28 protein-coding genes and 1 other RNA gene are annotated in these 25,456 nt (G+C 67.5%); 17 read left to right on the top strand and 12 right to left on the bottom strand.

Annotated elements, in window-relative coordinates; genetic code table 11:
• Positions 1 to 15 precede the first annotated feature (15 nt).
• The gene (locus A9310_RS16595) at positions 16 to 615 is read left to right on the top strand and encodes an MSMEG_1061 family FMN-dependent PPOX-type flavoprotein (RefSeq protein WP_065631582.1); all 600 of its coding nucleotides are present in this window, start codon (positions 16 to 18) and stop codon (positions 613 to 615) included.
• Positions 616 to 625: 10 nt separating this feature from the next.
• On the opposite strand, the gene A9310_RS16590 is transcribed toward A9310_RS16595, so the two are convergent.
• Positions 626 to 1,519, bottom strand: a complete 894-nt coding sequence (locus tag A9310_RS16590; protein WP_065631568.1) for an alpha/beta fold hydrolase — start codon at positions 1,517 to 1,519, stop codon at positions 626 to 628.
• Between the two features lie 72 nt (positions 1,520 to 1,591).
• Between A9310_RS16590 and A9310_RS16585 the strand changes: the two genes are divergently transcribed.
• From A9310_RS16585 to crcB, 5 genes are all read left to right on the top strand, one after another.
• Positions 1,592 to 2,035 (top strand): MarR family winged helix-turn-helix transcriptional regulator, encoded by a 444-nt coding sequence (locus A9310_RS16585; RefSeq protein ID WP_065631567.1) that lies wholly within the window; start codon positions 1,592 to 1,594, stop codon positions 2,033 to 2,035.
• A gap of 109 nt (positions 2,036 to 2,144) precedes the next feature.
• A complete protein-coding gene (locus tag A9310_RS16580) occupies positions 2,145 to 4,025 on the top strand; it encodes a propionyl-CoA synthetase (RefSeq protein ID WP_065631581.1) in 1,881 nt (626 codons plus the stop codon).
• A 4-nt stretch (positions 4,026 to 4,029) separates the two neighbouring features.
• Positions 4,030 to 4,512 (top strand): DUF6790 family protein, encoded by a 483-nt coding sequence (locus A9310_RS16575; RefSeq protein ID WP_065631566.1) that lies wholly within the window; start codon positions 4,030 to 4,032, stop codon positions 4,510 to 4,512.
• 14 nt (positions 4,513 to 4,526) lie between these two features.
• Entirely contained in the window at positions 4,527 to 4,991 is a 465-nt protein-coding gene (locus A9310_RS16570) for a CrcB family protein (protein WP_065631565.1), read from the top strand.
• Positions 4,988 to 5,356, top strand: coding sequence for a fluoride efflux transporter CrcB (crcB, locus tag A9310_RS16565; protein ID WP_175401157.1), 369 nt, complete (start codon positions 4,988 to 4,990; stop codon positions 5,354 to 5,356). The genes A9310_RS16570 and crcB overlap by 4 nt, the downstream gene beginning before the upstream one ends.
• A gap of 73 nt (positions 5,357 to 5,429) precedes the next feature.
• On the opposite strand, the gene A9310_RS16560 is transcribed toward crcB, so the two are convergent.
• Complete coding sequence (locus A9310_RS16560; RefSeq protein WP_065631564.1) at positions 5,430 to 6,653, bottom strand: acyl-CoA dehydrogenase family protein; 1,224 nt, start codon at positions 6,651 to 6,653, stop codon at positions 5,430 to 5,432.
• Positions 6,654 to 6,686: 33 nt separating this feature from the next.
• Positions 6,687 to 8,057: an acyl-CoA dehydrogenase family protein gene (locus A9310_RS16555; protein WP_065631579.1), complete on the bottom strand. Its 1,371-nt coding sequence runs from the start codon at positions 8,055 to 8,057 to the stop codon at positions 6,687 to 6,689.
• A 179-nt stretch (positions 8,058 to 8,236) separates the two neighbouring features.
• Here A9310_RS16555 and A9310_RS16550 point away from each other — a divergent pair, with 179 nt between their 5' ends.
• Both A9310_RS16550 and A9310_RS16545 read left to right on the top strand, forming a co-directional pair.
• A complete protein-coding gene (locus tag A9310_RS16550; protein WP_065631563.1) occupies positions 8,237 to 8,695 on the top strand; it encodes a DUF2752 domain-containing protein in 459 nt (152 codons plus the stop codon).
• A 17-nt stretch (positions 8,696 to 8,712) separates the two neighbouring features.
• Positions 8,713 to 9,372 (top strand): MBL fold metallo-hydrolase, encoded by a 660-nt coding sequence (locus A9310_RS16545; protein ID WP_065631562.1) that lies wholly within the window; start codon positions 8,713 to 8,715, stop codon positions 9,370 to 9,372.
• Between the two features lie 114 nt (positions 9,373 to 9,486).
• On the opposite strand, the gene hisN is transcribed toward A9310_RS16545, so the two are convergent.
• Positions 9,487 to 10,299 (bottom strand): histidinol-phosphatase, encoded by an 813-nt coding sequence (gene hisN / locus A9310_RS16540; RefSeq protein ID WP_065631561.1) that lies wholly within the window; start codon positions 10,297 to 10,299, stop codon positions 9,487 to 9,489.
• Positions 10,300 to 10,318: 19 nt separating this feature from the next.
• Here hisN and A9310_RS16535 point away from each other — a divergent pair, with 19 nt between their 5' ends.
• From A9310_RS16535 to smpB, 7 genes are all read left to right on the top strand, one after another.
• Complete coding sequence (locus A9310_RS16535; RefSeq protein ID WP_058253670.1) at positions 10,319 to 10,711, top strand: hypothetical protein; 393 nt, start codon at positions 10,319 to 10,321, stop codon at positions 10,709 to 10,711.
• A gap of 46 nt (positions 10,712 to 10,757) precedes the next feature.
• Entirely contained in the window at positions 10,758 to 11,873 is a 1,116-nt protein-coding gene (gene prfB / locus A9310_RS16530; protein ID WP_058253669.1) for a peptide chain release factor 2, read from the top strand.
• Positions 11,873 to 12,826 carry a mechanosensitive ion channel family protein gene (locus tag A9310_RS16525; RefSeq protein WP_065631578.1) on the top strand — a complete coding sequence of 318 codons (954 nt, stop codon included), beginning with the start codon at positions 11,873 to 11,875 and terminating at the stop codon, positions 12,824 to 12,826. Before prfB ends, A9310_RS16525 begins: the two co-directional genes overlap by 1 nt.
• Entirely contained in the window at positions 12,826 to 13,443 is a 618-nt protein-coding gene (locus A9310_RS16520) for a hypothetical protein (RefSeq protein WP_083207414.1), read from the top strand. Before A9310_RS16525 ends, A9310_RS16520 begins: the two co-directional genes overlap by 1 nt.
• Positions 13,444 to 13,534: 91 nt before the next feature.
• Positions 13,535 to 14,221 (top strand): cell division ATP-binding protein FtsE, encoded by a 687-nt coding sequence (gene ftsE, locus A9310_RS16515; RefSeq protein ID WP_058253667.1) that lies wholly within the window; start codon positions 13,535 to 13,537, stop codon positions 14,219 to 14,221.
• Between the two features lie 54 nt (positions 14,222 to 14,275).
• Entirely contained in the window at positions 14,276 to 15,184 is a 909-nt protein-coding gene (gene ftsX / locus A9310_RS16510) for a permease-like cell division protein FtsX (protein WP_058253666.1), read from the top strand.
• A 90-nt stretch (positions 15,185 to 15,274) separates the two neighbouring features.
• Positions 15,275 to 15,751 (top strand): SsrA-binding protein SmpB, encoded by a 477-nt coding sequence (gene smpB / locus A9310_RS16505; protein ID WP_058253665.1) that lies wholly within the window; start codon positions 15,275 to 15,277, stop codon positions 15,749 to 15,751.
• A gap of 1 nt (position 15,752) precedes the next feature.
• Here the strand turns inward: smpB and A9310_RS16500 are convergent, their stop codons facing one another.
• Positions 15,753 to 16,304, bottom strand: coding sequence for a hypothetical protein (locus A9310_RS16500; protein WP_139104647.1), 552 nt, complete (start codon positions 16,302 to 16,304; stop codon positions 15,753 to 15,755).
• Positions 16,305 to 16,510: 206 nt separating this feature from the next.
• Here A9310_RS16500 and ssrA point away from each other — a divergent pair.
• Positions 16,511 to 16,884, top strand: a transfer-messenger RNA (tmRNA) gene (ssrA, locus tag A9310_RS16495).
• Positions 16,885 to 16,939: 55 nt separating this feature from the next.
• On the opposite strand, the gene A9310_RS16490 is transcribed toward ssrA, so the two are convergent.
• The 7 genes from A9310_RS16490 to A9310_RS16460 form a co-directional block, all read right to left on the bottom strand.
• Positions 16,940 to 17,818 (bottom strand): metal ABC transporter permease, encoded by an 879-nt coding sequence (locus A9310_RS16490; RefSeq protein ID WP_058253663.1) that lies wholly within the window; start codon positions 17,816 to 17,818, stop codon positions 16,940 to 16,942.
• A complete protein-coding gene (locus tag A9310_RS16485) occupies positions 17,815 to 18,636 on the bottom strand; it encodes a metal ABC transporter ATP-binding protein (protein ID WP_065631559.1) in 822 nt (273 codons plus the stop codon). Before A9310_RS16485 ends, A9310_RS16490 begins: the two co-directional genes overlap by 4 nt.
• Positions 18,633 to 19,556, bottom strand: coding sequence for a metal ABC transporter substrate-binding protein (locus tag A9310_RS16480; RefSeq protein WP_065631558.1), 924 nt, complete (start codon positions 19,554 to 19,556; stop codon positions 18,633 to 18,635). The genes A9310_RS16485 and A9310_RS16480 overlap by 4 nt, the downstream gene beginning before the upstream one ends.
• 64 nt (positions 19,557 to 19,620) lie before the next feature.
• Complete coding sequence (locus A9310_RS16475) at positions 19,621 to 20,262, bottom strand: class I SAM-dependent methyltransferase (RefSeq protein ID WP_065631557.1); 642 nt, start codon at positions 20,260 to 20,262, stop codon at positions 19,621 to 19,623.
• Complete coding sequence (locus A9310_RS16470) at positions 20,259 to 21,395, bottom strand: ABC transporter permease (RefSeq protein ID WP_065631556.1); 1,137 nt, start codon at positions 21,393 to 21,395, stop codon at positions 20,259 to 20,261. The genes A9310_RS16475 and A9310_RS16470 overlap by 4 nt, the downstream gene beginning before the upstream one ends.
• Complete coding sequence (locus A9310_RS16465; protein WP_065631555.1) at positions 21,392 to 22,231, bottom strand: ABC transporter ATP-binding protein; 840 nt, start codon at positions 22,229 to 22,231, stop codon at positions 21,392 to 21,394. Before A9310_RS16465 ends, A9310_RS16470 begins: the two co-directional genes overlap by 4 nt.
• A gap of 20 nt (positions 22,232 to 22,251) precedes the next feature.
• Positions 22,252 to 23,487: a CaiB/BaiF CoA-transferase family protein gene (locus A9310_RS16460; protein ID WP_065631554.1), complete on the bottom strand. Its 1,236-nt coding sequence runs from the start codon at positions 23,485 to 23,487 to the stop codon at positions 22,252 to 22,254.
• A 187-nt stretch (positions 23,488 to 23,674) separates the two neighbouring features.
• Between A9310_RS16460 and A9310_RS16455 the strand changes: the two genes are divergently transcribed.
• The gene (locus A9310_RS16455) at positions 23,675 to 25,456 is read left to right on the top strand and encodes a long-chain-acyl-CoA synthetase (RefSeq protein ID WP_065631575.1); all 1,782 of its coding nucleotides are present in this window, start codon (positions 23,675 to 23,677) and stop codon (positions 25,454 to 25,456) included.

Raw genomic sequence — 25,456 nt, 5'->3', positions numbered from 1 at the left:
TGACACGATGTGCAGATGCACATCACCGACGAGTCGAGGCTGCGGGACATCGTCGGCCATCCGATGGAGCTCATCCGCGACAAGGCGCGGAACTCACTCGCCGACGTCGACCGGGAATGGCTCGCGGAGTCGCCGATGGTGTTCCTGGCGACCGCCGACGAACTCGGACGGATCGACGTGTCGCCCAAGGGCGACCCGGCCGGCAAGGTCGTCCACGTCATCGACGACCGGCACATCGCGATACCCGAGCGGCCGGGCAACCGTCGTGTCGACGGCTACGTGAACATACTCCGGAACCCCAACGCGGGCACCATCTTCGTCGTACCCGGTCGCGGGGACACGCTGCGGATCAACGGCCGCGCCCGCATCGTCGACGACGCCGACTRCTTCGACGACCTCACGGTCAGCGGTAAGCGGCCGATCCTCGCGGTGGAGATCACCGTCGACGAGGTGTTCTATCACTGTCCCAAGGCGTTTCTCCGATCCGATCTGTGGAAGCCGGACTCATGGCGACCCGACGCGCTGCCCTCGGTCGCGGAGATCACCCGGCGCGTGATGCCCGAAGCGGGCAACGAACGGTTCACCGAGGACAGCTTCCGTCCCTACCTCTACTGAGGGCGGCGAGCTACGCCGAGGTGTCGTCGAAAGCGCCGACGAGTGCATCAGCGATCTCGTCCGCGGGTTCGAGGGGAACAGTGTGATGACTGCCGCTGTGCAGCATCGTCACCCGCGCCGAGGGCAACAATGCCCGTGCACGCCGTGAGACGACCCTCGGATCGTGCGCCCGGCTGTCGGGGGCGACTATCACGGTCACCGACCCGCCGTCTCCCAGTGCCGAGAGTGCTTCATCGGTGGGCCGTTTCGGAACCACGGTCGGCGCGGTGGGGAACCGGGCTCCGGCGCAGTACATGTCACGCCAGTCGGGGTTCAACGCGGCCCCACCGGTCTCCCATCGGAGGAAACGCCGGAGCCGCCCGGGGTTGGGAGACAACAAGACTGGCAGAGCCCGCAGGAGATAGGTCGTGCGCAGGCCGGTGAAGGACGAGGTGGGGTCGACGAGCGCGAGCCGGTCCACCCGGTCCTTGCCGGGACCGACCGCGTAGGCCAGCGCGACCATGGCACCGTAGGAGTGGCCGGCGAGGTCGACGTGTGCGGCGCCGAGCCCGTCGAGGACGGACGACAGCCAGTCGAGTAGGTCGCCTGCGGTGTCCGGGGGCCGGGTCACGTGGGAACGGCCGACGTCGTTGATGAGGTCGACTGCGTGTACCCGGCGTGTTCGTGCGAGGGAGCCGGCGACGTTCACCCAGGCCATCGAGGTCGCCCCGCCGCCTGGCAGCAAAATCACCGGTCTGGTCCCGGCCGGTCCGAAACTGTTGACTCGCGTGGTGCCGAACCGACTGCCGATGTCGAGTGGTGTGGCGGACGACCTCTGCACGAGGGCGTCGTAGTGGGCGAAGAACGTGGCGCCGTCGGGCGTGGCGGCAAAGGTGTCGATCGTCGGGCGGACCTTGGCGAACATCGGACTCCCTCCGGCAAATTACTCGATCATCGAGATACTAGACTGTCGAGTGGTGACGAGTACAGTAACCGTGTGAACAACGACGACCTCGTGCACCGGTTGCGATCGTTGACCTTGGAGCTCGATGTGTTCGGCTCCGCTTTCGCCGCCCGAAACGAATTGCACGCCACCGATCTCCGAGCCCTCGTCGCGCTGTTGGACCGGCAGCGGTCAGGCGACGTCGCGTCGCCGGGTTGGCTGGCCGGTCATCTCGGCCTCAACAGCGCATCGACGACGGCCCTGATAGATCGCCTGGAGACGAAGGGCCTGGTTTCGCGCTCGCGGGACGGCACCGACCGTCGGAAGGTGGCGCTGCACGTCACCGACGCGGCTCAGCAGATGGGGTGGTCGTTCTTCGGACCGCTCATCGAGCAGGTCATCGCCGTGGCCGACGGATTCTCCGACGATGAACTTGCCGCCATCCGCACCTTCCTCGATCGGGTCACGACTGCGGTGGCCGACGCTCGCAGCCGCTGACCGAGACCGGGCATCTCATTTTCGTGGTGACGGTCACACCGATACCCTCGAAGGGCGATGCGGCACCGACGACACCGGTGCCCTCACCGACGACGGCGAAGGGATGGCCATGGGCCGGTACATCGAAGCGTTCACACGGGCAGCCGACGATCGGGAGGCGTTCTGGCTCGACGCCGCCACCGGCGTCGAATGGATCACCCCACCCACCTCCGCACTCGACGACTCGGCCGCCCCGCTCTACCGCTGGTTCCCGGACGCGACGCTGAACACCTGCGCCAACGCCCTTGATCGCCACGTGTCGGCCGGACACGGCGACCGGACCGCGCTGATCTGGGACTCGGCGATGGTGGGCGAGGTCCGTCGGTACTCCTACGCCGAACTGCTCGACGAGGTCTCCCGATTCGCCGGTGTCCTCACCGAGCAGGGGATCGGTTACGGCGATCGCGTGGTGATCTACATGCCGATGATCCCCGAGGCGGCCGTCGCGATGCTGGCGTGCGCGCGGATCGGCGCGGTGCACTCGGTGGTCTTCGGCGGTTTCGCCGCTCGTGAGCTCGCGACCCGTATCGACGACGCCGAGCCCGTCGCCGTCCTCACCGCCTCGGGCGGTCTGGAACCGGGCCGGGTCGTCGAGTATCTGCCGATGGTGGCCAAGGCCATCGAGTTGTCGGCGACGCCCCCGCGCGTCGTCATCGTCAAGGACCGTCCCGAGATCGACGGTGCTGCAGCGGATCACGAGGGTTGGCTCGACTGGGACGACGTGCTCGCCGGGGCCGATCCGGTCGAGCCGGTTCCGGTGAAGGCCACCGATCCGCTGTACATCCTCTACACCTCGGGGACCACCGGGAAGCCCAAGGGCGTCGTCCGCGACAACGGCGGGCATGCGGTGGCCCTGACATGGTCGATGGCGAACATCTACGACATCTCCGCCGGCGACGTGTGGTGGACCGCCTCCGATGTCGGGTGGGTCGTCGGACACTCCTACATCGTGTACGGGCCCCTGCTCGTCGGAGCGACGTCGGTGATGTACGAGGGCAAGCCGGTCGGTACCCCGGACGCGGGCGCGTTCTGGCGTGTCATCGGCGAACACGGGGTGAAGGCGTTGTTCACCGCACCCACCGCGATCCGCGCCATCCGCAAGGCCGACCCGGACGCGGCCGAATTGCGCACACACGATGTGTCCTCGCTCGAGACGTTGTTCGCCGCGGGCGAGCGACTCGACCCGGACACGTTCACGTGGGCCTCGGAGGTGCTCGGTGTCCCGGTCGTGGACCACTGGTGGCAGACCGAGACCGGTTGGGCGATCGCGGCGAATCTCCGTGGGCTGGAACCGATGCCGATCAAGGCGGGCTCGCCGACGGTCCCCGTTCCCGGCTACCGCGTGGGCGTCGTCGACGCCGAGGGCAATTCGCTGCGCCCGGGCGAGGAGGGCAACATCGTCATCGGTCTGCCGCTGCCGCCCGGAACCCTCGCCGGGTTGTGGCGTGACGAGGAGCGGTACCGCAAGTCGTATCTGTCGGCGTTCGACGGCTTCTACCTGACCGGCGACTCCGGTTACGTCGACGCCGACGGTTACGTGTTCGTTCTCGGCCGGTCCGACGACGTGATCAACGTTGCCGGACACCGTCTCTCGACGGGCAGTATCGAGGCGGTGGTGGCGTCGCACCCGGCGGTGGCCGAGTGCGCGGTCATCGGCATCCACGACGAACTGAAGGGCCAGCGTCCCAGCGGGTACGTGGTGCTCAAGTCCGGCGTCGACATCGACGCCGAGACTCTGCGCACCGAACTCGTGGCCATGGTGCGCGACGAGATCGGGGCCGTCGCGACGTTCCGCGACGTGACGGTGGTGCCGGCGCTGCCGAAGACACGGTCGGGCAAGATCCTCCGGAAGACCATGCGACAGATCGCCGACCACGAGGAGTACACCGTGCCCTCCACCATCGAGGACCCCGACGTCCTGACCGCGCTGGCCGCACAACTCGAGGGCTGAGTCGATGCTCGATGGTGTGCTTCGCACCGCGATCCGGCTGGTGCCGTTCGTCGGGCTGGTCGGCACGATCATCACCACGATCGTCGACGCGTCGACCCCGGGTGGTGACCTGGGCCGGGATCTGCTCGAGAACTCCGTGCTGTGGATGATCGGTGTCCAGGGATGGATGACCGGGTGCGGCCACATGTTCTTCGGCGAGCCGATCGCCGAGTCGATCGGGTGGCCCCCGAAGACGCCGTGGCAATGGGAGGTCGGGCTCGCCAGCCTGGCGACGGGTGTCTTGGGCGTGATCGCATCGGGTTTCGGTGACGAGTTCACTCTCGCCACCATCATCGCGTTCTCGGTGTTCTACCTGGGCGCCGCGGTCGGGCACGCACGGGAGATGGTGACCCGGCGGAACTTCAAGGCGGGCAACGCCGGTCCCATCTTCTTCTTCGACGTGCTGGTACCGATCTACCTGATCGTGTTGTACGTGTCGGTCACGTAGCGGAGACTTGGCGCGTGCACCGAGACGAGCACCGCGAACTCCCGGTCGATCCGGACGAACGCCCTGTGCACCTGCGTGTGCAGGCCGTCGCCTGGGTGTTCGCCGGCGGGATTCTCGGCACCGGGCTCCGGCTGTGGGCCGAGAACTCGTTCCCGGTCGTCGAAGGGCAGTGGCCCTGGGCGACGTTCGGGGTGAACGTCGCCGGCGCGTTCGTGCTGGGAGCGTTGCTCGAGTTGCTAGTGCGTTCGGGACCCGACGACGGATGGCGCCAGCGCATCCGTCTCTTCGGCGGCACCGGCGTCTGTGGGGCGCTGACCACCTACAGCACCTTCGCGCTGGAGATCACCGAACTGACACGGGCTTCGGCGGTCGTGACCGCAACCATGTATGCGGTGCTGAGCGTGGTGCTGGGGGTTCTCGCGGCGGGTTGCGGGATCGGAGTCGCATCGACGATCGCCGGGCGGAGGGAACGATCGTGATCGCGTTCGCCGTGATGGTGGCGGGAGCGCTCGGAGCCGTCACCCGGTTCGTCGTCGACGGAGCGATTCGACACCGATGGCCGTCGACGACGCCCTGGGGCACCCTCGCGATCAACGTCAGCGGGTCGGCACTGTTGGGTGTGCTCGCCGGTCTCGTCGTCTTCCACGGGGCGCCGCACGACTGGCAGCTGGTCCTCGGGACCGGATTCTGCGGTGGCTACACGACTTTCAGCACGGCTGCGTTCGAGACGGTGCGGCTGGGGCAGCAGGAGGACAGGTGGCGGTCCGCCGCGTACGCCGTCGGAACGCTGGTCGCGTCGGTGTTCGCGTGCGCGGCCGCCGTGTGGGTGGTGCGGCTCGTCTGATCGCCGGCCCACGAACGACTCGGCCCCGCGACGGAAGCTCCGTCGCGGGGCCGAGAGGCGTTGTGTCAGATGATCACTTGAGTTCGGCGCTGCTCTTGTTCAGCACCCGCCGGGCGATGATCAGATTCTGGATCTGCTGGGTGCCCTCGAAGATGTCGAGGATCTTGGAGTCGCGTGCCCATTTCTCCACCAGGAACCGCTCCGAGTAGCCGAGGGTGCCGGTGAGTTCGACGACCTTGTTGGTGACGTCGGTGGCGGTGCGGCCCGCCTTCGCCTTCGACATCGACGCCTCGGTCGAGTTCGGCTGCTTGTTGTCGGCCATCCAGGCGGCCCGCATGGTGTGCAGGTACGCGGCCTCGAAATCCGCCTCCATGCGCAGGAACTCGGCAGCGGCGGCGTGCTGGTCGGCGGCAGGCCGATCGTAGTCGACCTCGATGCCGGCCTCGTCGAGGATCGCGCGCAGTTCCTCGAGCGCGGCACGGGTCACGCCGACGGCCATGCCGGCCACCAGCGGACGGGTGTTGTCGAAGGTCTGCATGACCCCGCCGAAGCCCTTCTTGGTGTCGACCTCGGGTGAGCCGAGCAGGTTCTCCTTCGGGATCCGGCAGTTCTCGAAGCGGATCGCCGCGGTGTCGGAAACCTTGATACCGAGCTTGTGCTCGAGGCGTTCGACGGTGACACCCGGATGGGTACGCGGCACCACAAAGCTCTTGATGGCGGCGCGGCCGGCGCTCTTGTCGACGGTCGCCCAGACGACGATGTGGGTGGCGCGGGATCCCGCTGTCACGTAGATCTTCTCGCCGTTGATGACGTATTCGTCGCCGTCGAGGGTGGCGGTGGTCGAGACGGCGGCCGAGTCGGAGCCGAAGCCGGGCTCGGTGATGGCCATGGCGGCCCACACCTTGCCGAAGCGCTCGAGCTGCTCGTCGGTCGCGACGGCGGCGATCGCCGAGTTCCCCAGTCCCTGATAGGGAATCGAGAGCATGAGGCCGACATCGCCCCAGGAGGTCTCCATCACGTTGACGACGGACTGCATGTTGCCGCCGTTGACCACGGCGCCCTCGGCCTTGGGCTTGTCCTTCTTCTGTTGGCTACGTCCGCCGTCGGCGCCCGCACCGGCCTGTCCGGTCTCGGACAGACCGTCGTACAGGCTGGCGAGGGTGTCGAGCTCGACGGGGTAGTCGTGCTCGCGCAGGTCGTACTTGCGCGAGATGGGCCGGAAGATCTCCGCGGCCGCCTGATGGGCCTGGTCGACGGTGACGCGCAGCTTCTTCGGGAGTTCGAGATTGATGCTCATGAGAGGTTCTTTCGCTACGTTCGCACAACGCGGTCAGAGGACGACGATGCCTTCGCCGATGCCGGCACCGCGGAGATCGCGGTACCAGCGCTCGACGGGGTGCTCCTTGGTGAAGCCGTGGCCGCCGAGCAGCTGCACGCCGTCGAGGCCGATCTGCAGCCCCTTGTCGATGGTCAGCTTGCGCGCCAGTGCGGCTTCGCGGGCGAAGGACAGACCCTGCTCAGCACGCGCGGCACCGCGCAGCGTGACGAGGCGGATCGAGTCGACCTCGGTCGCCATCGTGGCGACCATGAAGGCCACCGCCTGACGGTTGGAGATCGGCTCGCCGAACGCCTCGCGCTCGTTCACGTAGGGGATCACGTAGTCGAGGACGGCGCGCGCGGTGCCCGCGGCCAGCGCCGACCAGCCCAGCCGGGACAGGCGAACGACGTCGCGGTACGCCGACGTCGCGGCGTCGGCCTCGCCGCCGATGATGGCGGTCGCCGGTACGGCGACGTCCTGCAGCAGCAGACGACCCATGCCCGCGGCGCGCACACCCATGCCCGGGTCGGCCTCGACGATCAGACCCTTCGTGTCGGATTCGACGATGAAGAGGGCCGGCTTGCCGTCGAGCTGGGCGCCGACGATGAACAGTTCCGACGAGCCGGCAGCCGGGACGAAGGACTTGACACCGTTGAGACGGAACCCGCTCGGCACGCGAGTTGCCTTGGTGCTCAACGAGAAGGCGTCGAACAGCGGACGCGGCTCGGCGATGACGACCGCGGACTGGGGCACGTTCTCCCCGGCGAAGTCGGGCAGGTAGGTGCGCTGCTGCTCGTCGGTACCGAAGTTGGTCAGGGTGGTGGCCACGCCACTCGGCGCGAGGAGCGGAAGCGCCAGGCCCATGTCGCCGTAGGCCATCGCCTCGGCGACGAGCGCGTTGGTCACGACCCCGCGCTCGGAGGCGGCGCCCTCGAACTCCTCGGGGACGTTGATCATGGTGATGCCGAGCTCGGCAGACCGCTTGACCAGGTCTTCGGGGGCCGCCGCGGCGGCGTCGGCATCGTGTGCCGCCGGACGCAGGAGCTCGGTGGCGAACTCCTTCACCGTCTCGGCGATCATCTGCTGTTCGTCGTCGGGGGTGAGGTTGAAGTAGTCCTTGGGCGTGCTGGTGAGACGCTTGGCCAGGCCCGAGCCGCCGCCCTGAGCGGCCTTGAACGCTCGGTTCGCCGCCCCGAGGGTCTGGAATCCGGTCTTGGTGCCCTGGTAGGCGATGCGGTTGATCGGTTCGCGGATCTTGTACTTCTCGGCGAACTCGGAGCCCGTCACCGTGGTCAGGACGCGCATCGCGGTGCCGATGAAGTTGCGCGGGTGCGGGTTGCGGCCGACTGCGGAGGTGTCGCGCGGTTCGGTGTGGGTTGTCATGATCACCAGCCGTTTCTTTCCAGTCGCCCCGGTGGGGGTCTGTGCGTGGATCCACGTGTGGGTGGAGGGTCGATGCGACCTATCTTACTCAGTAGTAAGTCCATACCTTACTTCGGAGTAAGAAGTTTGTCACGCGCTTGCCCGACACCACCGTTCCGCATACCCGCTACGCTGGCCGCATGACCCTCGATCACCGCCGCGAACAGGGCTTATCAGGCACTCAGGTGGTGGGCGCGACGACCGTCGCGGTGGTCGGTGCCGCCGCGCTCGGCACCGCGTGTGTGTTCAGTCCGAATGGTGTGGAGAGCGGACCGCCGCTGTGTCCGTTCGCCGTGATGACCGGCCTTCCGTGTCCCGGCTGCGGACTCACCCGGAGCTGGGTTGCCTTCATGCACGGCGACGTCGGGTCCGCGTTCACTTTCAATGTCTTCGGGCCGGTGTTCCTGGTGCTCACCGCGGTGACCGTCGTCGCGGCGACGGTTACCCTGGTTCGCCGTCGCGGGGCGCCGCTCGCCGGCTGGCGCGACCGCGTGCTCGGACCCGTCGGTGCCGTCCTGCTGGGGGTGTGGCTGACCTACGGTTTCGTGCGGATCCTCGACGCCGCGTTCGGGTGGGGGTTCTTCCCGGTCGTCGTGTGAACGGGCAGAGTGGAGTCATGCAGATCACCCACTTCGGCCATTCCTGTCTGCTCGTCGAGATCGACGGGACCAAGGTGCTGTTCGACCCGGGAAACTTCTCCCACGGGTTCGACGACATCGACGATCTCGACGCGATCCTGATCACCCACCAGCATCCCGACCACTGCGACGTCGCGAAGCTGCCCGACCTCGTCGCCGCGAACCCCGACGCGATCCTCTACGCCGATCCCCAGACGACCAAGCAGCTCAACGACGACGACGTGGCCGGCGCGTGGACGGCCGCCCGCAGCGGCGACCAGATCGAGATCGGTTCACTCACCGCGCGTTTCACCGGCGGCCGGCATGCCGTCATCCATCCCGAGATCCCGGTCATCGACAACGTCGCCTATGTCCTCGGGACCGCCGACCAGCCGGGCCAATTCATGCATCCGGGGGACTCGTTCTACATTCCGTTCGAGCATGTCGATGTTCTCGCGCTGCCGTCGGCCGCGCCGTGGATGAAACTCAGCGAATCGGTCGACTACCTCCGGGCGATGGCGCCGCGCGTCGCCGTCCCCATCCATCAGGCGGTCCTGTCCGACGCCGGCAGCGGCATCCACTACGGGCGACTCGCGGACATGAAGGACGACGCGACCGAGTTCACGGTGCTGGAGAAGGAGAGCGCCACGCAGGTGTGAGGGGCCGGGAGGTGGCTTCGACTCGGTTCGTCGCTGCGCTCCTCACCGGCTCAACCAGCGAGGGGGGCCTGCGAGCGGGCTCCCTCCGGTCCCTGAGGAGCGAGCTTGCGAGCGTCACGAAGGGTCGACGCGCAGCGCTCCCAGCACCTCGTCGTGCAGCAGTCCGTTGCTGGCGATCGCACTGCCGCCGGCGGGTCCGGGCGTGCCGTCGAGGGCGGTGAAGCGTCCGCCTGCCTCGCGTACCAGGATGTCGAGCGGCGCCAGGTCCCACAGCGAGACCTCGGGTTCGGCGGTCACGTCGACCGCGCCCTCGGCGACGAGGCAGTAGTTGAAGAAGTCGCCGTAGCCGCGCACGCGCCACACCCGGTCGGTGAGGTCGATGAACTTCCCGCGGATGCCGCGATCGGCCCAGCCCGACAGGCTCGAGAACGCGAGGCTCGCCGACCCGAGGTCGGCCACTCCGGACACCGACAGGCGTCGGACATCCTCGTCGTCGAAACGCACGTGCGCACCGAGACCTGTTGCCGCCCACCAGCGTCGGCGAAGTGCCGGTGCCGAGACAACCCCGACCGTGGGTACGCCGTCGATGAGGAGTGCGATCAGCGTGGCCCATACCGGGACGCCGCGGACGAAGTTCTTGGTCCCGTCGATGGGATCGACGACCCACTGCCGCCCGGAGAGCACGGCGTCGCCGCCGAACTCCTCACCGAGCACGGTGTCGGCGGGGCGACGGGCCGAAAGGCGTTCGCGGATCAGGGTTTCGCACGCCAGGTCGGCATCGGACACCGGTGTGAGATCCGGCTTGTCGTCCACCTTTAGATCCACGGCGCCGAAGCGGTCCATGGTGAGCGCATCGGCGGAGTCGGCGAGGGAGAGCGCGAGCTCGAGGTCATCGCTGAACGTCGTCGGACCGGGAGGGGCGGACATGCCCGGTAGGGTAGCTGTCATGGTGCTGACCGTGACGTTCACCCTGTTGATCGCGGCTCTCGTGGTGGTGCTGGTGGTGCAGTGGCAGCGCGGCCGCAACCCGCAGCCGATGTCGGCGGCCAAGGCCTCTCAGTTCGTACAGGGCACGTTCACGGTCGTCGGGGTCTCCGACCGCGACGACGAGCCGACCAAGAGCGCGGCCGACAAGGACGGAAACCGGTTCTGCACCATCTCCGGGACGATCGTCGGTCCCGAGACCAGTCCGACCGAGGTGTACGGGACGCTCGTGCTGGGCGCGGGCGACCCCTGGCCGCAGGTCGGCGACGATCTGCCGGTCCTCTACAAACCGCAGAAGGCCGCGACGTCGTGGCGGTTCGGGGTGATGCCCGAAGCCGGTCCCGGCCCTCTGTAGATCCGCCGGGCGCTGACGCGCCCGACTGTCGGTACTCTGGATAACCGTGCATCCCGACGTGACCGCTGACCTCGACTCCCTCGACGCCACCTTGACCACCGTGGAGAAGGTGCTCGATCTCGAGGAGCTGCGTCGTCGCATCGACGAGCTCGAGATGCAGGCGTCGGACCCGGACCTGTGGAACGACCAGGATCACGCCCAGAAGGTGACCAGCGAGCTCTCGCACGCGCAGTCGGAGTTCCGCAGGGTCTCCGAGTTGCGTCAGCGCCTCGAGGATCTGCCCGTGCTCTACGAGCTCGCCGAGGCCGAAGAGGGTGACGACAAGACGGCTGCGCTGGCCGACGCCGACGCCGAACGTGAGAGCCTGCGGACCGACATCGAGGCGATGGAGGTCAAGACGATGCTCGCCGGCGAGTACGACTCGCGCGACGCCGTCGTGAACATCCGCTCCGGCGCGGGCGGCGTCGACGCGGCGGACTGGGCGCAGATGCTGATGCGCATGTACATCCGCTGGGCCGAGCAGAAGGGCTACGGCGTCGAGGTCTACGACACCTCGTACGCCGAAGAAGCGGGGCTCAAGAGCGCGACGTTCGCGGTGAAGGCCCCGTACATGTACGGCACGCTGTCGGTCGAGCAGGGCACCCACCGGCTCGTGCGTATCAGCCCGTTCGACAACCAGAGCCGCCGCCAGACGTCGTTCGCCGAGGTCGAGGTGCTGCCGGTGGTGGAGACCACCGACCACATCGACGTCGACGAGAACGACATCAAGGTGGACGTGTACCGCTCGTCGGGCCCCGGCGGGCAGTCGGTCAACACGACCGACTCCGCGGTCCGGCTGACCCACATCCCCACCGGCATCGTCGTGACCTGTCAGAACGAGAAGAGTCAGCTGCAGAACAAGGCGTCGGCCATGCGCGTGCTGCAGGCGAAGCTGCTCGACCGCAAGCGGCAGGAGGAGCGTGCCGAACTCGACGCACTGAAGGGTGACGGCGGTTCGAGCTGGGGCAACCAGATGCGCTCCTACGTACTGCACCCGTATCAGATGGTGAAGGACCTGCGGACCGGCGTCGAGGACAACAACCCGACGTCGGTGCTCGACGGGGAGCTGGACAAGTTCATCGAGGCCGGGATCCGCTGGCGGATGGCGACCGCCGAAGCGTGATGCCCGACCCCGCAATCCTGCTGCTCGCCGCCCCGCCGAGCCCGACCGAGGTCCTGATCGGTCGGGTCTATGTGTGGATGGCCACCAACGGCTTGGAGATCCTCATCTGGATCCTGGGCGCGGTGCTACTCGCCCGATTGATCCGGTGGGGCGCCGACAAATACGCCTCCCGGGTGGACTCGCGGTTCTCCACCAGCGACCTCATCGTGCAGACCGAGGACGCCAAACACCGTCGCGCTCTGGTCGACGTGGTGGCGTGGACGCTGATCGTGGTGATCGCGATCATCGTCATCGTGCACACCCTGTCGGTGTTCGGGATTCCGCTGAGCGGATTGACCGGTCCGACCGCGGTGATCGGTGCCGCCCTCGGCTTCGGTGCGCAGCGCATCGTGCAGGACATCCTCGCCGGGTTCTTCGTGGTCGCCGAGAAGCAGTACGGCTACGGCGACGTCGTCAACCTGACTGTCACGGGCAACGCGCCGGCCGAGGGAACGGTTGAGGACGTGACCCTGCGGGTGACCAAGCTGCGTACCGCGGAAGGTGAGGTCATCACTGTCCCGAACGGTCAGATCGTCAAGGCGACCAACCTGTCCAAGGACTGGGCACGCGCGGTCGTCGACGTCCCGGTCCCGTCCGAGGCCGACATCGGGCTCGTCAACGACACGCTCGACCGGGTAGGCCGCGAGTTCTATGCCCTGCCCCGGTGGCACGACCTCCTACTCGACGCACCGTCGTCCCTCGGTGTCATCAGCCTCGAGCTCGACGCCATCACGGTGCGCATGGTCACCCGTACGCTTCCGGGCAAGCAATTCGAGGTCGGGCGCGCGCTGCGCGTCCACATCATCCGAGCGCTCGCGCGTGAGGGCATCAATGTGCCCGCCCGCGATGTCCGATCCGCGGGTGGGCCGCCGGCGACACAGGCCGATCAGGGCATTCGGGACGGGGGAGACTGATGGCTGAGACACCGAATTCCCCGCGCCGGAACGGGCCGGGTGGGGACAGGCCCGACGAGAGCCTGCCTCGCGAGAGCCTGTTCCGCGAGGAGCAGTCCGGCGAGGGCGGGCCCGGCACAGACATCCCCGCCGACGACGCCCCGACACAGATCATCCCGACGCAGGGCATCCCCCCGGAGTCCCCACCGCCGCAGCAGTCGCCGGACGAGTCCGACGGCAGGCGAGGGCACGACTGGCGACACATCGCCCGAACCCGGCTGCGGACCAGCACCGCGATCTTGGTTGCGGTCTTCCTCGCCTGTTGCGTGCTGTACGGATACACCTCGCAGCGCTACGGCGTGGTGTACTCACCGGCACGGCCCGCGCCGACGACATCGCAGACGGTCGAACCGACGTACGAGCCGCCACCGTCGACGTCGTCATCCACGACCACCACCTCGACCGAACCGTCGACGACCGACTCGACCAGTGGCGTCGAGGGTACGGACGGCTCGTCGACGGACGGGGCCCCGGCGCCCGCGCCCGGTACGAGCCGCGAGACCATCCCGGGTCTGCCCAACATCCCGCTCCCGAATTTCGGCGGACAGACGCCGACCACCACGGTCCCGACACGCTGAACCGGCGGGGAATTCGCTGGTCAGGCGGGTGGCTGAGCTGGGGCGTCGTGCCTGAACGCACTCTCAGGAGTCGTCGTTACACTGGCACATCGTGATCAAGCTGGAGAACGTCACGATGCAGTACAAGGCGTCCAGTCGACCCGCTCTGCGAGATCTGAGCTTCGAGGTCGACAAGGGGGAGTTCGCGTTCCTGATCGGTCCGTCGGGATCAGGTAAGTCGACGTTCTTCCGTCTGCTCCTCAAGGAGGACCGCCCGACGAGCGGCGAGGTGTACCTCGGGGAGTTCCACGTCAACCGACTGAAGGCGCGCAGCGTGCCGAAGCTGCGGCAGTCGATCGGGTGTGTGTTCCAGGACTTCCGTCTGCTCCAGAAGAAGACGGTGGCCGAGAACGTCGCGTTCGCGCTCGAGGTGATCGGTCGGCCTCGCTCCACCATCCAGCGGGTGGTGCCGGAGGTGCTCGAGTACGTCGGCCTGGAAGGGAAGCACGATCGCATGCCGAACGAGTTGTCGGGCGGCGAGATGCAGCGCGTGGCCATCGCCCGCGCCATCGTGAACCGTCCGCTGGTGCTCCTGGCCGACGAGCCCACCGGCAACCTCGATCCCGAGACCAGCGAGGAGATCGTCGACGTCCTCGACCGGGTCAACCGCCGCGGCACCACGGTGGTGATGGCCACTCACGACCGGCACATCGTCGACGCGATGCGACGACGGGTTCTCGAGTTCGACAGCGGCCAACTCGTCCGCAACGACCCGCAGGGCGTGTACGGAATCGGCTGACGCGCAGCCCGACCCGACACACTTCCCCGAGACCCAAGGACTGTCTGAGCAGACATGCGAGCGAATTTCATCATCAGCGAGGTTCTCCACGGACTCCGCCGCAACGCGACCATGACCATCGCGATGATCATCACCACCGCGATCACGCTGGGAATGTTCGGCGGTGGGCTCCTGGTGATCCAGATGGCGGACAAGAGTCAGCAGATCTTCCTCGACCGGGTGGAGATGGAGTTCTATCTCAATCCCGAGGTGACCGAACGTGATCCGCAGTGCGAGTCCGACCCGTGCGCCCAGCTTCGCCGCGGACTGGAGAACGAACCCGGAGTCACCTCGGTGACCTACCTCGACAAGGACGAGGCCTTCAAACGCGCGAAGGAGATCTTCGCGAACAACCCCGATCTCGCCGAGAACATCGTCGAGGGCACGTTGCCGGCCTCGCTGCGTGTGCGGGTGTCCGATCCCGGCCAGTTCGACGCGGTGCTCACCAAGTACGCGACGCGGAAAGATCTGGGGGTGGACGCCTTCAAGGACGACCGTAAGCTCGTGCAGCGGATCTTCAGCGTCCTCGACGGCGTCCGCAACGCGACCTTCGCCATCGCTTCGGTCCTGGCGATCGCCGCCATCCTGTTGATCATCAACACGGTTCAGGTCGCGGCGTTCACCAGACGGACCGAGGTGTCGATCATGCGCCTCGTCGGCGCGACCCGCTGGTACACCCAGTTACCGTTCCTGCTCGAGGCGGTGGTGTCGGCCTTCGTCGGCTCGATGCTGGCCATCGGCGGTCTGCTGCTGGCCAAGAAGTTCTTCTTCGACAACGCGTTACGCGAGTTGTACGGGGTCAGCTTCTTCGCCCGGATCGAGCTGACCGACGTACTGTTCGTCGCACCGTGGCTGGTGCTCGGCGGAATTGTGTTGGCGGGTGCGACCGCGTATGTCACGCTTCGTGTCTATGTCCGGGAATGATCCGTCCGTCCGGGCGGTTCGGATTGTCGGCGATCGGCAACCGGTCGGTCACCAACAGGGCGATCGACCACACTACGAGGAGGTGAGTGCATGCCGAAGGAAAAGGGACGCAATGTGATCGCGTCCAACCGCAAGGCGCGGCACAACTACGCCATCCTCGACGTCTACGAGGCCGGCGTCGTCCTGGTCGGCACCGAGGTGAAAAGCCTGCGGGCGGGCAAGGCCTCGCTGGTCGACGCGTTCGCGACGATCGACGACGGCGAGGTGTGGCTTCATGCCCTGCACATCGCCGAGTACGGCAACGGCTCCTGGACCAACCACTCGGTCCGCCGCAAGCGCAAACTGCTGATGCACCGACGCGAGATCGACAACCTCGTCGGCAAGATCCGCGACGGCAACCTCACGCTGGTGCCGCTGTCGATGTACTTCAACGACGGCAAGGTGAAGGTCGAGCTCGCGCTGGCCCGCGGCAAGCAGGCGCACGACAAGCGCCAGGACATCGCCAAGCGCACCGCTCAACGCGAGGTCGAACGTGAGGTCGGCCGCCGCGTGAAGGGCATGGGCTGACTCAGGCGCCGGTGCCGGTCTGGCCCTGTTGCTCAGTCGACATTCCCGGCGACGTGTTCGGTCCGTTCTGGTCGTCGGATTCCGAGCCGCTCTCGCCGTCTCGGTTCTGTCGGCCCGGCAGGCCGCCCATCCCGGGGCCACGCATCTGCGGTTCACCCATCTGTGGTCCACCCATCTGGGGACCGCCGCCCATTCCGGGCCCGTTGCCGCCCTGCTGCCAGACGGCGGCCGGCGACGGCCGCTCGGGCGTCGTGTTGTCCCCGGTGATGTAGCCGGCGCCGAAGCCGAGTGCGCCCGCGACGATGGCCAGCCCGGCTGCACCGGCGATCAGGGCCGACCGGGCCGGTGCGGTCTTCGGGGCCACCGGGCTCGGTTCGCCGACCGGGCCGCGTGAATCGGGTGAGTTGCCCGCGCCGATGGACTCGTGGGAGTTCGCTCCCGGGGTCGGCGCCGGGCCCATGGGAGTGGTCGCGGCGTCGTCGGATGTCGTGGGCGCCGGCGGGGCCGGGGAGGTGCGGTCGGGGTCGTGTCCGCCAGGGGTCGGGGAGGTCACGTGGTCTCGCTCTCGTCGGTCGGCCGAGTCCGTCCTCGGCTCACGAGGTCTCCACAATCCCGGCGGTGTCTTGGTCGACGCTGTCGGTCAGCTGTGAAAGCGCTGGTGATCGCGGCGAGCGGTAGGCGACCGGTAATGGGAATGAACTCTGAGTGACGAGTTGTTAGACTGAAGTGCCCGCTGACTCCGGTCGGCGGGTCCTACTCGGGGCTGATCGGTTTCGACTTCGTGCGTCGAGATAGGGGAAGCGTGTCGGTGCAGGCTGGAGACCACCGTGAGCGTCGCAGCAACCAATTAAGCGCCGATTCCAATCAGCGCGACTACGCCCTCGCTGCCTGAGTAGCGCCGGCTAGTCTGTCGGCCCGGGTTATGCTCCCAGACCCGGTTGCCGGCATCATCCATGGGAGCTCACCGTCCTCGCCGGTCGCGGGTGAGGTCGGAACATCAAACAGCGACTGGGATCGTCATCTCGGCTTGTTCGCGTGACCGAGAGATCCGAGTAGAGACATAGCGGACTGCACACGGAGAAGCCCTAACAACACGACGGAGGACCCGGGTTCAATTCCCGGCAGCTCCACGAGAAGGCGCCCCACCGGATTCGGTGGGGCGCCTTTCGTTTCGCGCCGGCCGGTTCGCTAACCGGTACTCAGCGCATCGAGCGTCGCGCTCTCGCGATGCTTGCGTCGTTTGGTGACGACGCCGTGGGTCGGGCTGAACAGGTAGACACCGAAGAACGCGATGCCCTGGACGAGGACGACCATCCCGCCGGGGGAGGTGTCCTGGTAGTAGGAGACGTAGAGGCCGATGACCCCGCAGATCGCCGAGATCGCGGGCGCGATGACGAGCATCCGGCCGAAGCGATCGGTGAGCAGTCGGGCCGTCGCGCCGGGGATGATGAGCATCGCGACCACGAGCACGATGCCGACCACCTGCAGCGCGGTCACCGCGGTGAGGGCGAGCAGCGCGAGAAGGGCCGCGCCGAGGAGTTTCGGGCTGAGTCCGATCGCGAAGGCGTGCGTGCGGTCGAAGGCGTAGAGGGTGAAGTCGCGTCTCTTGAGCAGCAGCAAGGTCGCCACGATCGCACCCAGGATCGCGATCTGCACGAGATCCGACGTCGAGACGCCCAGGAGGTTGCCGAAGATGATGTGGTTCAGGTCGGTCTGGCTCGGCGTCACCGAGATCAGCACCAGGCCGAAGGCGAAGAGGGTGGTGAAGACGATGCCGATGGCGGCGTCCTCCTTGACCCGGCCGCCGTCGCGGACAGCGCCGATCAGTGCCACCGCCAGGAAGCCGAAGATCACCGCGCCGATGGCGAACGGCACGCCGACGATGTAGGCGAGGACCACGCCCGGCAGCACCGCGTGCGAGACCGCGTCACCCATCAGCGACCAGCCGATCAGCACGAGCCAGCACGACAACAACGCACACACGACCGAGGCGATCAGCGTCGCCCACAGGGCACGCGTCATGAACGCGTAGGCGAACGGGTCGAGAAGGATGTCGACGATGTTCACGAGACCTCCTCGTGGCGATCGGTGGCGAGGCGCCCGGACTCGAGGCGTTCGGACTCGAGGCGTTCGAACGTCGGTCGGGCGAGCGGATCGAGCCCGAACGCGCGGACGAGGTTGTCGGTGGTGATCACCTCGGCCGGCGCGCCCTGCGCGATCACGCGGCGCATCAGCAGGATCGCCTCGTCGGCCAGCTCGGGCAGGACCTGCAGATCGTGCGTGGACACCAGGATCGTCGTCCCGGCATCGGCGAGTTCGCGTAGCAGTGCGGTGATGGTCCCCTCGGTGCGTTTGTCGACGCCGGCGAACGGTTCGTCGAGCAGCAGGATCTCGGCTTCCTGTGCGATGCCGCGGGCCACGAAGGCCCGCTTGCGCTGCCCGCCGGACAACTGGCCGATCTGGCGGTCGGCGAAGTCGGTGAGCTCGACGCGTGCGAGGGCTTCGTCGACGGCGTCGTGGTCGGCCCGCTTGGGGCGGCGCGTGAATCCGAGATGGCCGTAGCGACCCGTCATCACGACGTCACGGACCGAGACCGGGAAGCTCCAGTCGATGTCCTCGGACTGCGGCACGTAACCGAGCGCGCCGGCCCGACGCGCCGCGGCGGGGGTCCGGCCGCCGAGCCGGACCGTGCCGGTCGTCGGGGTCACCGACCCCACGATCGTCTTGAACAGCGTCGACTTGCCCGATCCGTTCATCCCGACGAGGCCGCACACCTGGCCGGACGGTACTCGTACCGACGCGTGGTCGAGCGCGAGGATGTCGCCGTACCGTACGGTCACGTCCGTCACCTCGATGGCGGAACCGCTTGTCGCTGAGACGTTCACGTGTTGCTCCCGGTCAGGCCCGACACGATGGTCGCGACGTCGTGGCGGATGAGGTCGAGATAGGTGGGTACGGGGCCGTCGGCCTCGGAGAGCGAGTCGACGTACAGGGTGCCGCCGAACCGGGCGTCGGTCGCGTTCACGACTTGTCGCATCGGGGCGTCGGAGACCGTGGACTCGCAGAACACGCCGGGGACACGGTTCGCCCGGACGAAGTCGATCGTCTCGGCGACCTGTTGCGGCGTCGCCTGCTGTTCGGCGTTGACCGGCCAGATGTAGCGCTCGACGAGTCCGGCGTCGCGGGCGAGATACGAGAACGCGCCCTCGCAGGTGACGAGGGCCCGCTCGTTGGCGGGTAGTCCGGCGAGTGCGGAGGTGAGATCGGTCTGTACCTGCTGGAGCTGCCGCTTGTACGCGGTCGCGTTCGATTCGAAGGTGGCGGCGCCGTCGGGGTCGAGCTCGGTGAACGCGCGCACCATGTTGTCGACATAGATCTGCACATTCACCGGACTCATCCACGCATGCGGATTCGGCTTGCCCGCATAGGCATCCGACGCAATGTCGATCGGTTCGACACCCTCGCTGACGACGACGTGCCGGACGTCGAGGCCGTCGACGAACTGTGCGAACCAGGCTTCGAGGTTGAGACCGTTGTCGAGGACGAGCGACGCGGTCGCGGCCCGGCGGATGTCGCCGGGAGTCGGCTCGTAGCCGTGGATCTCGGCTCCCGGCTTGGTGATCGACTCCACCTGCAGACGGTCGCCGGCGACCTCCGAGGCGATGTCGGCGAGCACGGTGAACGTGGTGAGCACGACCTTCTCGTCGGGCAGCCGACTCGACAGCGTGCATCCTGCGAGGATCGTGCACACGGCAGCAAGCAGTGCCCCGACGGTGACGAACCGGCGACGCACGAGCTTGGGCATGCCGACACTATAGTTTCGGTTCGCCGAACTTTCTAGTTCGGGGGCTACGTGCCCGGGAGCAGCGTCATCGGCGTATCGCGAGGAGATGGAACTCGGCGAAGCGGTGGGTGTCGTCGGCACGCTTCACCGTGCGCCACTCCTCGTCGAAACCAGCGTCGGCCAGGGCCGCCGCCATCCGATCCGGGTGCCAACGCCAGGCGGGCGCCACCCGATGATCGAATTCGACGATCTCGTCGGTGTCGATCGTCTGCCCGGCGACCAGCACGCCGCCGCCGGTGGGCATCCGACCGGCCCAGCCGTCGAGAATGCCGGGAACGGACGCGGGTGGCACATGGATCAGGCTGAAGCGCGCCACGATTGCGGCGACGTCGATGTCGTCGAGCTCCGTCGAGGTCAAATGCGCGTCGTCGAGAACGAAGCGTAGGTCGGCATGCGACGATCTCGCGATCCGCAGCATCTCGGCGCTCGGATCGACGCCGATCACATCGAGACCGGCGGAAGCCAATTCCGCCGTCACACCGCCCGGTCCGCAACCCGCGTCCAGCACGGTCCCGGGGATCCCGCTCCCGCGAACGTGGTCGACGAAGGACTCGATCACACGGCGCTGCAGCGCGTTCGAGAACGGCGAGGGGAATGTCTCGGCGTACAGGTCGGCGAGGGCGTCGTAACCGGGCTGATACCCGGCAGAGTCGTCGCCGGCACTCATGCGATCCGGACTCCGCGCGGCAGCTTGCCCGCAGGGATCCGCAGACGACGTGCCGCGGCACCGTATCCGAGTCCGCCGAGCGCCACATAGATCCCCAGGCCGACGTACCACGAGTGGCCCATCTCGGACGTCTCATGTGCTGCTTCACGGGCGCGATGGCCGGTGGGGTCGCTCCCGTCGCTGTAACCGTAGGAGATGTCGGCACATGTCCGCGGGCCGATGTACGGACCCGCCCGGACTGCCGACAGAGTCCGTGCGATCTCCTGGGCTGCCGTGCTGTCGGAGGTCCTCATCGGGTTCTGCGGCGGCGAGGAGACGGCGTCGGCCACGATGAAGAACGGGTTCGGGGCGAGGAGCCACCAGATGCGTTCGTGGTGGTGGAATTCCTCTCCTCGGGTGACCTCGCGACACGTCCAGGTGGGCGTCGGGCTCGATGGATCGGTCACCGTCGTGTCGGTGCGGACCACCGAATGCGTCTGCGCGACTGTCGGATACAGCAGGCCGAACACCACCGGCAGGCCGAGCAGGAGGAAGAAGACGGCGGCTTGCGTCAGCACCGCGGACCCTGCCGGTCGCGCCGTCACCGCGGAGAACCCGAGTCCGATCCCCGCGTAGCAAGCGAAGACGAGCGCGAGGACGACCGCGCCGACCACCCCGCGCCAGATCGGCTGGGGCGCTTCGACCAAGCCCCAGATCACATACGGTGCGGCGACGGCGACCAAGGCCATCCCCGCCACCCAACTGCCGATGAGCTTGCCGAGTGCGAGTTGCCAATTGCTGATCGCGGTGTCCTGCACCACGGCCAGGGTCGCGTCCTTGCGGTCACCGTTGATCGTGGTCGCCGCCAGGGTTGGGGCCACGATGATCCCGAGTAGCACCAGGAATCCGATCAGGAGCCCGTACAGATTCGACGCCCACCCGGCGTAGGTGCCGCCGAATGCCCCGACGGCCAGGTACATCGATCCGAAGACGGCGAGGGAGGTCACGACGAAGGCGACGACGAGCGTGGCCTTCCATCTCGTCGTCCGTAGCCGTTGGCGGAGTTCGAGTTCGACGATGACCCCGACCATCCGCCACCACGACGAGAATCGGGCCCGCGGCGAGACATCTGCTTCGTGCGTCTCGGTGGTCATCGGCGCTCCGGGTCGAGTGCGAGGTAGGCATCTTCGATGCCGGAGGACACAGGAGCGAATTCGCTGACCGCCGCACCGGACGACACCACCTGCGCGAGGTGCCGCGCGGCAGCGGACTCGTCGTCGAAGCGAACTTCCCGCGCCTGCCCGGGCGGCTGCCCGACGAGCCGGATCCGCCACACCCCGCCGGCCGCACCGTGCGGTGTGCGGGTTCGGCCCCCGGTCATCAGCACGACGTCGTCGACCATCTCCTCCAGCTCGGAGAGGATGTGCGAGGACACCAGGATGGCGCACCCGTCGTCGGCGAGGCGGCGCAAGTGGCCGCGCAGCTCCATCCGTGACCGCGGGTCCATTCCGGATGCCGGCTCGTCGAGCAGCAGAATCCGGGGCCGGTGCACCAGGGCTCGGGCGAAGCCGAGGCGCTGTTTCTGGCCGCGCGACAGCTCGTGCGCCGGCCGTGTCGCGAAATCGGTGAGATGGACCGACTCGAGCAGTTCGGCGGCGCGTTGCCGCGCCTGGGTGGTGGGCATTCCGTACAGCTTGGCGAAGGTCGTCAGGATCTCGTGCGTCGTGAGGCTTTCCCAGGTGCCGAAGATGTCCGGCATCCACCCCGTCAGTCGACGCATGTCCGCCGGCTTCGCCGGCGCGTCGTCGACCACGATCGCACCGGTGTCGGGGGCGAGCAGGCCGGCGAGAAGCAGGAGCAGGGTGGTCTTGCCCGCCCCGTTGGGCCCCACGAGCCCGGTGATCCTGCCGGATCCGAGTTCGAGGCTCGCATCGGCGACGGCCGTGTGCCGGCCGAAGGTGCGCGAGAGCCCGGTCGCGACCAGTGACATGGCTCGACCGTAGCCGAGTGTCAGATGACCCCGGCCGTCCGCAACGCCGCGATCTCGTCTTCGGGCAGCCCGAGCAATCCGCCGTAGACGGCCTCGTTGTCGCAACCGGGGGCGGGGGGACCGGCGTTGCGGATGCCACCGGGGGTGTCGCTGAACTGTGGCACGACGCCGGGACCGAGGACGGTGCGGTGCGCACGCTCGTCGTAGTGTTCGGCGATCATCCCCCGTGCCTGTAGATGCGGGTCGGCGACCACCTCGGCGACGGAGTTCACCGGTCCGACAACGACTCCCGCGGCACCGAGTACTTCGGTCAGCTTCTCCGGTGTGTACTGCCGCGACCATTCGCCGATCAAATCGTCGAGCTCGTCCTGGTTGCGTCCGCGCGCGGCGTGATCGACGAAGCGGTCGTCGGTCGCGAGCTCGGGTTGTCCCATCGCCGCGCACAGCCGGGCGAACACCGAATCCTGGTTGGCGGCGATGATGACGTGAGTGCCCGCGCTGGTCGGGTAGAGGTTCGACGGTGCGATGCCGTCGAGCCGAGTGCCTGACGGGCCGCGGACGACGCCACCTGCGTCGTAGTCCGCGATGGCCGATTCCTGCACGGCGACACACGATTCGATGAGCGAGGTGTCGACGACCTGCCCCTCGCCGGTCACCGAACGCCGGTACAGTGCCGCGAGGGCGCCCTGCGCGGCGAACATGCCGGCCAGGGTGTCGCCGAGTGACAGCGCCAGCCGGGGCGGGAGCTGTCCGGGGTAGCCGTTGAGATACCGCAGACCGCTGGCAGCCTCGGCGACGGAGGCGTACCCGGCTCGTGTCGAATCCGGGCCGGTCTGGCCGTAGCCCGAGACGCGCACCACGACGATGCCCGGGTTGCGTGCGGACAGAATGTCCGGGCCGATACCGAGCCGCTCGAGCGTCCCGGGACGGAAATTCTCGACGATGATGTCGGCCCGTTCGACGAGATCGAGGAACAGCTCGCGCCCTCGGTCCGCCCGCAGATCGAGGGTCACCGCCTTCTTGTTGCGGCCGTGCACCGTCCAATAGAAGCGGTGACCGTCGACCTCCGCCTGTCCCCAGGTGCGGATCGGATCGGGCTTGCCGGGCGGTTCGATCTTGATGACGTCCGCGCCCATGTCACCCAACAGTCGTGCCGCGTGTGGTCCGGCGATGAGCGTGCCCAGTTCGAGGACGGTGACGCCGTCGAGCGGGCCGGTGGGACGGTCGCTCGTCGATCGCGGCGAGGTGTCGGTCATCCAGACAGTGTGGCCGGTGACCCGGCGCGCGCCAAGGGTCGGCCCGGGTGGCCGGTGGATCGCGGTGCGGTCTCGCCTGCTGGCTCGACGCATTCGGAACGTTTGAAACAAAACACCCCCGATGTGTCAATGGGGACGAGCCGACGCTAGGGTGTGTGTCGTCGAACACACCGAAGGGCTGGGGAACATGGTTGATCACGCGTCGGGCACGGGACTGCTGCCGGACATCCGGCTGGCCGACATGGTGTCGGGAGTCGCGTCGTTGCGTCGTGACGCCGGCACGATTCTGCGGACCCTACCGGCGATGCTGCCCACACCGCCGACCACGAAGATGTCCATCGGCAAGCGGTTCCAGCAGAGCGCGCAGAAGTACCCCGACCGGGACTTCCTCCGGTTCGAGGGTGCGTCGATCACTTACCGCGAGGCCAATGCTCGGGCCAACCGGCTCGCGGATTTCCTCACTCGCGAGGGTGTCGGGCGCGGTGACGTGGTCGCGGTGCTCTCGCGAAACCACCCCGATGTCGTCATCGCGATGTTCGCGATCGTCAAGATCGGGGCGATCTGCGGAATGCTCAACTTCAACCAGCGCGGCGCGGTGCTGGAACACAGTCTCGGACTCATCGAGCCGAAAGTGGTTCTCTATCAGCATGATCTGCTGGAGGCGCTGGAATCGGTGCCGGCCGGATGCCGGCCGGAGAAGGAGTTCACCTTCGCCGAACTCGCCACATTGACCGCGCGCTGCTCACCGCTCGACCGGCCGGTCACCGACTCGATCGAGGTCGGGTCGACCGCGATCTACATCTTCACCTCGGGCACAACGGGTTACCCGAAGGCGAGCAAGATGAGTCATTACCGCTGGCTGGTGGCGATGAACGGCATCGGCGGGCTGGGAATCCGTCTGCGCGGCGACGACGTCATGTACACGGCGTTGCCCTTCTACCACAACAACGCTCTCACGATCTCGGTCTCGTCGGTCCTCGCGTCGGGCGCCTGCCTGGCCATCGGCAAGCAGTTCTCGGCGTCGAAGTTCATCGACGAGATCATCGAGAACAACGCCACCGCGTTCGCCTACATCGGTGAGCTGTGCCGCTATCTCCTCGCGCAGCCGCCGAAGTTGACCGATCGCGCGCACCGCCTCCGGCTGGCCGTCGGCAACGGTCTGCGCCCGGACATCTGGGATGACTTCACCGAGAGGTTCGGTATCCACCGCGTCGTCGAGTTGTATGCGGCGAGCGAGGCGAACATCGGTTTCATCAACGTCTTCGGCTTGTCCAAGACGGCAGGGTTCTCGCCGTTGCCGTACACGATCGTCGAATACGACGAGGAGACCGGCGAGCCACTGCGCGGTCCCGACGGGCGGGTGCGGCCGGTCGGGAAGGGTGGTACCGGATTGCTTCTCGCGCAGATCAATGCACGGGTACCGTTCGACGGTTACACCGACCCGGCCGCGACCGAACGAAAGATCGTCCGCGACGCGAAGCGCAAGGGCGACAGGTGGTTCAACAGCGGCGACGTCGTCCGCGATCAGGGCTTCTCGCACATCGGCTTCGTCGACCGCATCGGCGACACCTTCCGCTGGAAGGGCGAGAACGTGGCCACCACCGAGGTCGAGGCGGTGCTCGACGCGCACCCCGCCGTCGAGGAGGCGGTCGTGTTCGGTGTGCCCGTTCCGGGGGTCGACGGCAAGGCCGGCATGGCGGCGGTGAGCCTGCGCGACGGCGAGACCTTCGACGCCGACGGTCTCGCCCGGCACGTTCGCGACGGTCTGCCCGCGTACGCCGTGCCGTTGTTCGTCCGGATCGTCGAGGCGCTGGAACACACCTCGACGTTCAAGAACATGCGCACCGAACTCCGCAAGCAGGCCTACGGGCAGACCGGCGACGATCCGCTCTACGTGCTCGTCGGGGAGAAATACGTCGAGTTCTATCCGGAGTTCGTCGAGGAGTTGGCCGGCCGGCCGACGCGCTGA

Origin of the sequence: Gordonia sp. UCD-TK1, from assembly GCF_001691435.1 — a bacterium.
GTDB lineage: Bacteria > Actinomycetota > Actinomycetes > Mycobacteriales > Mycobacteriaceae > Gordonia > Gordonia hongkongensis.
Note: the sequence above shows the minus strand (reverse complement) of the source record. Positions and strands in the feature narration are given on the sequence as shown.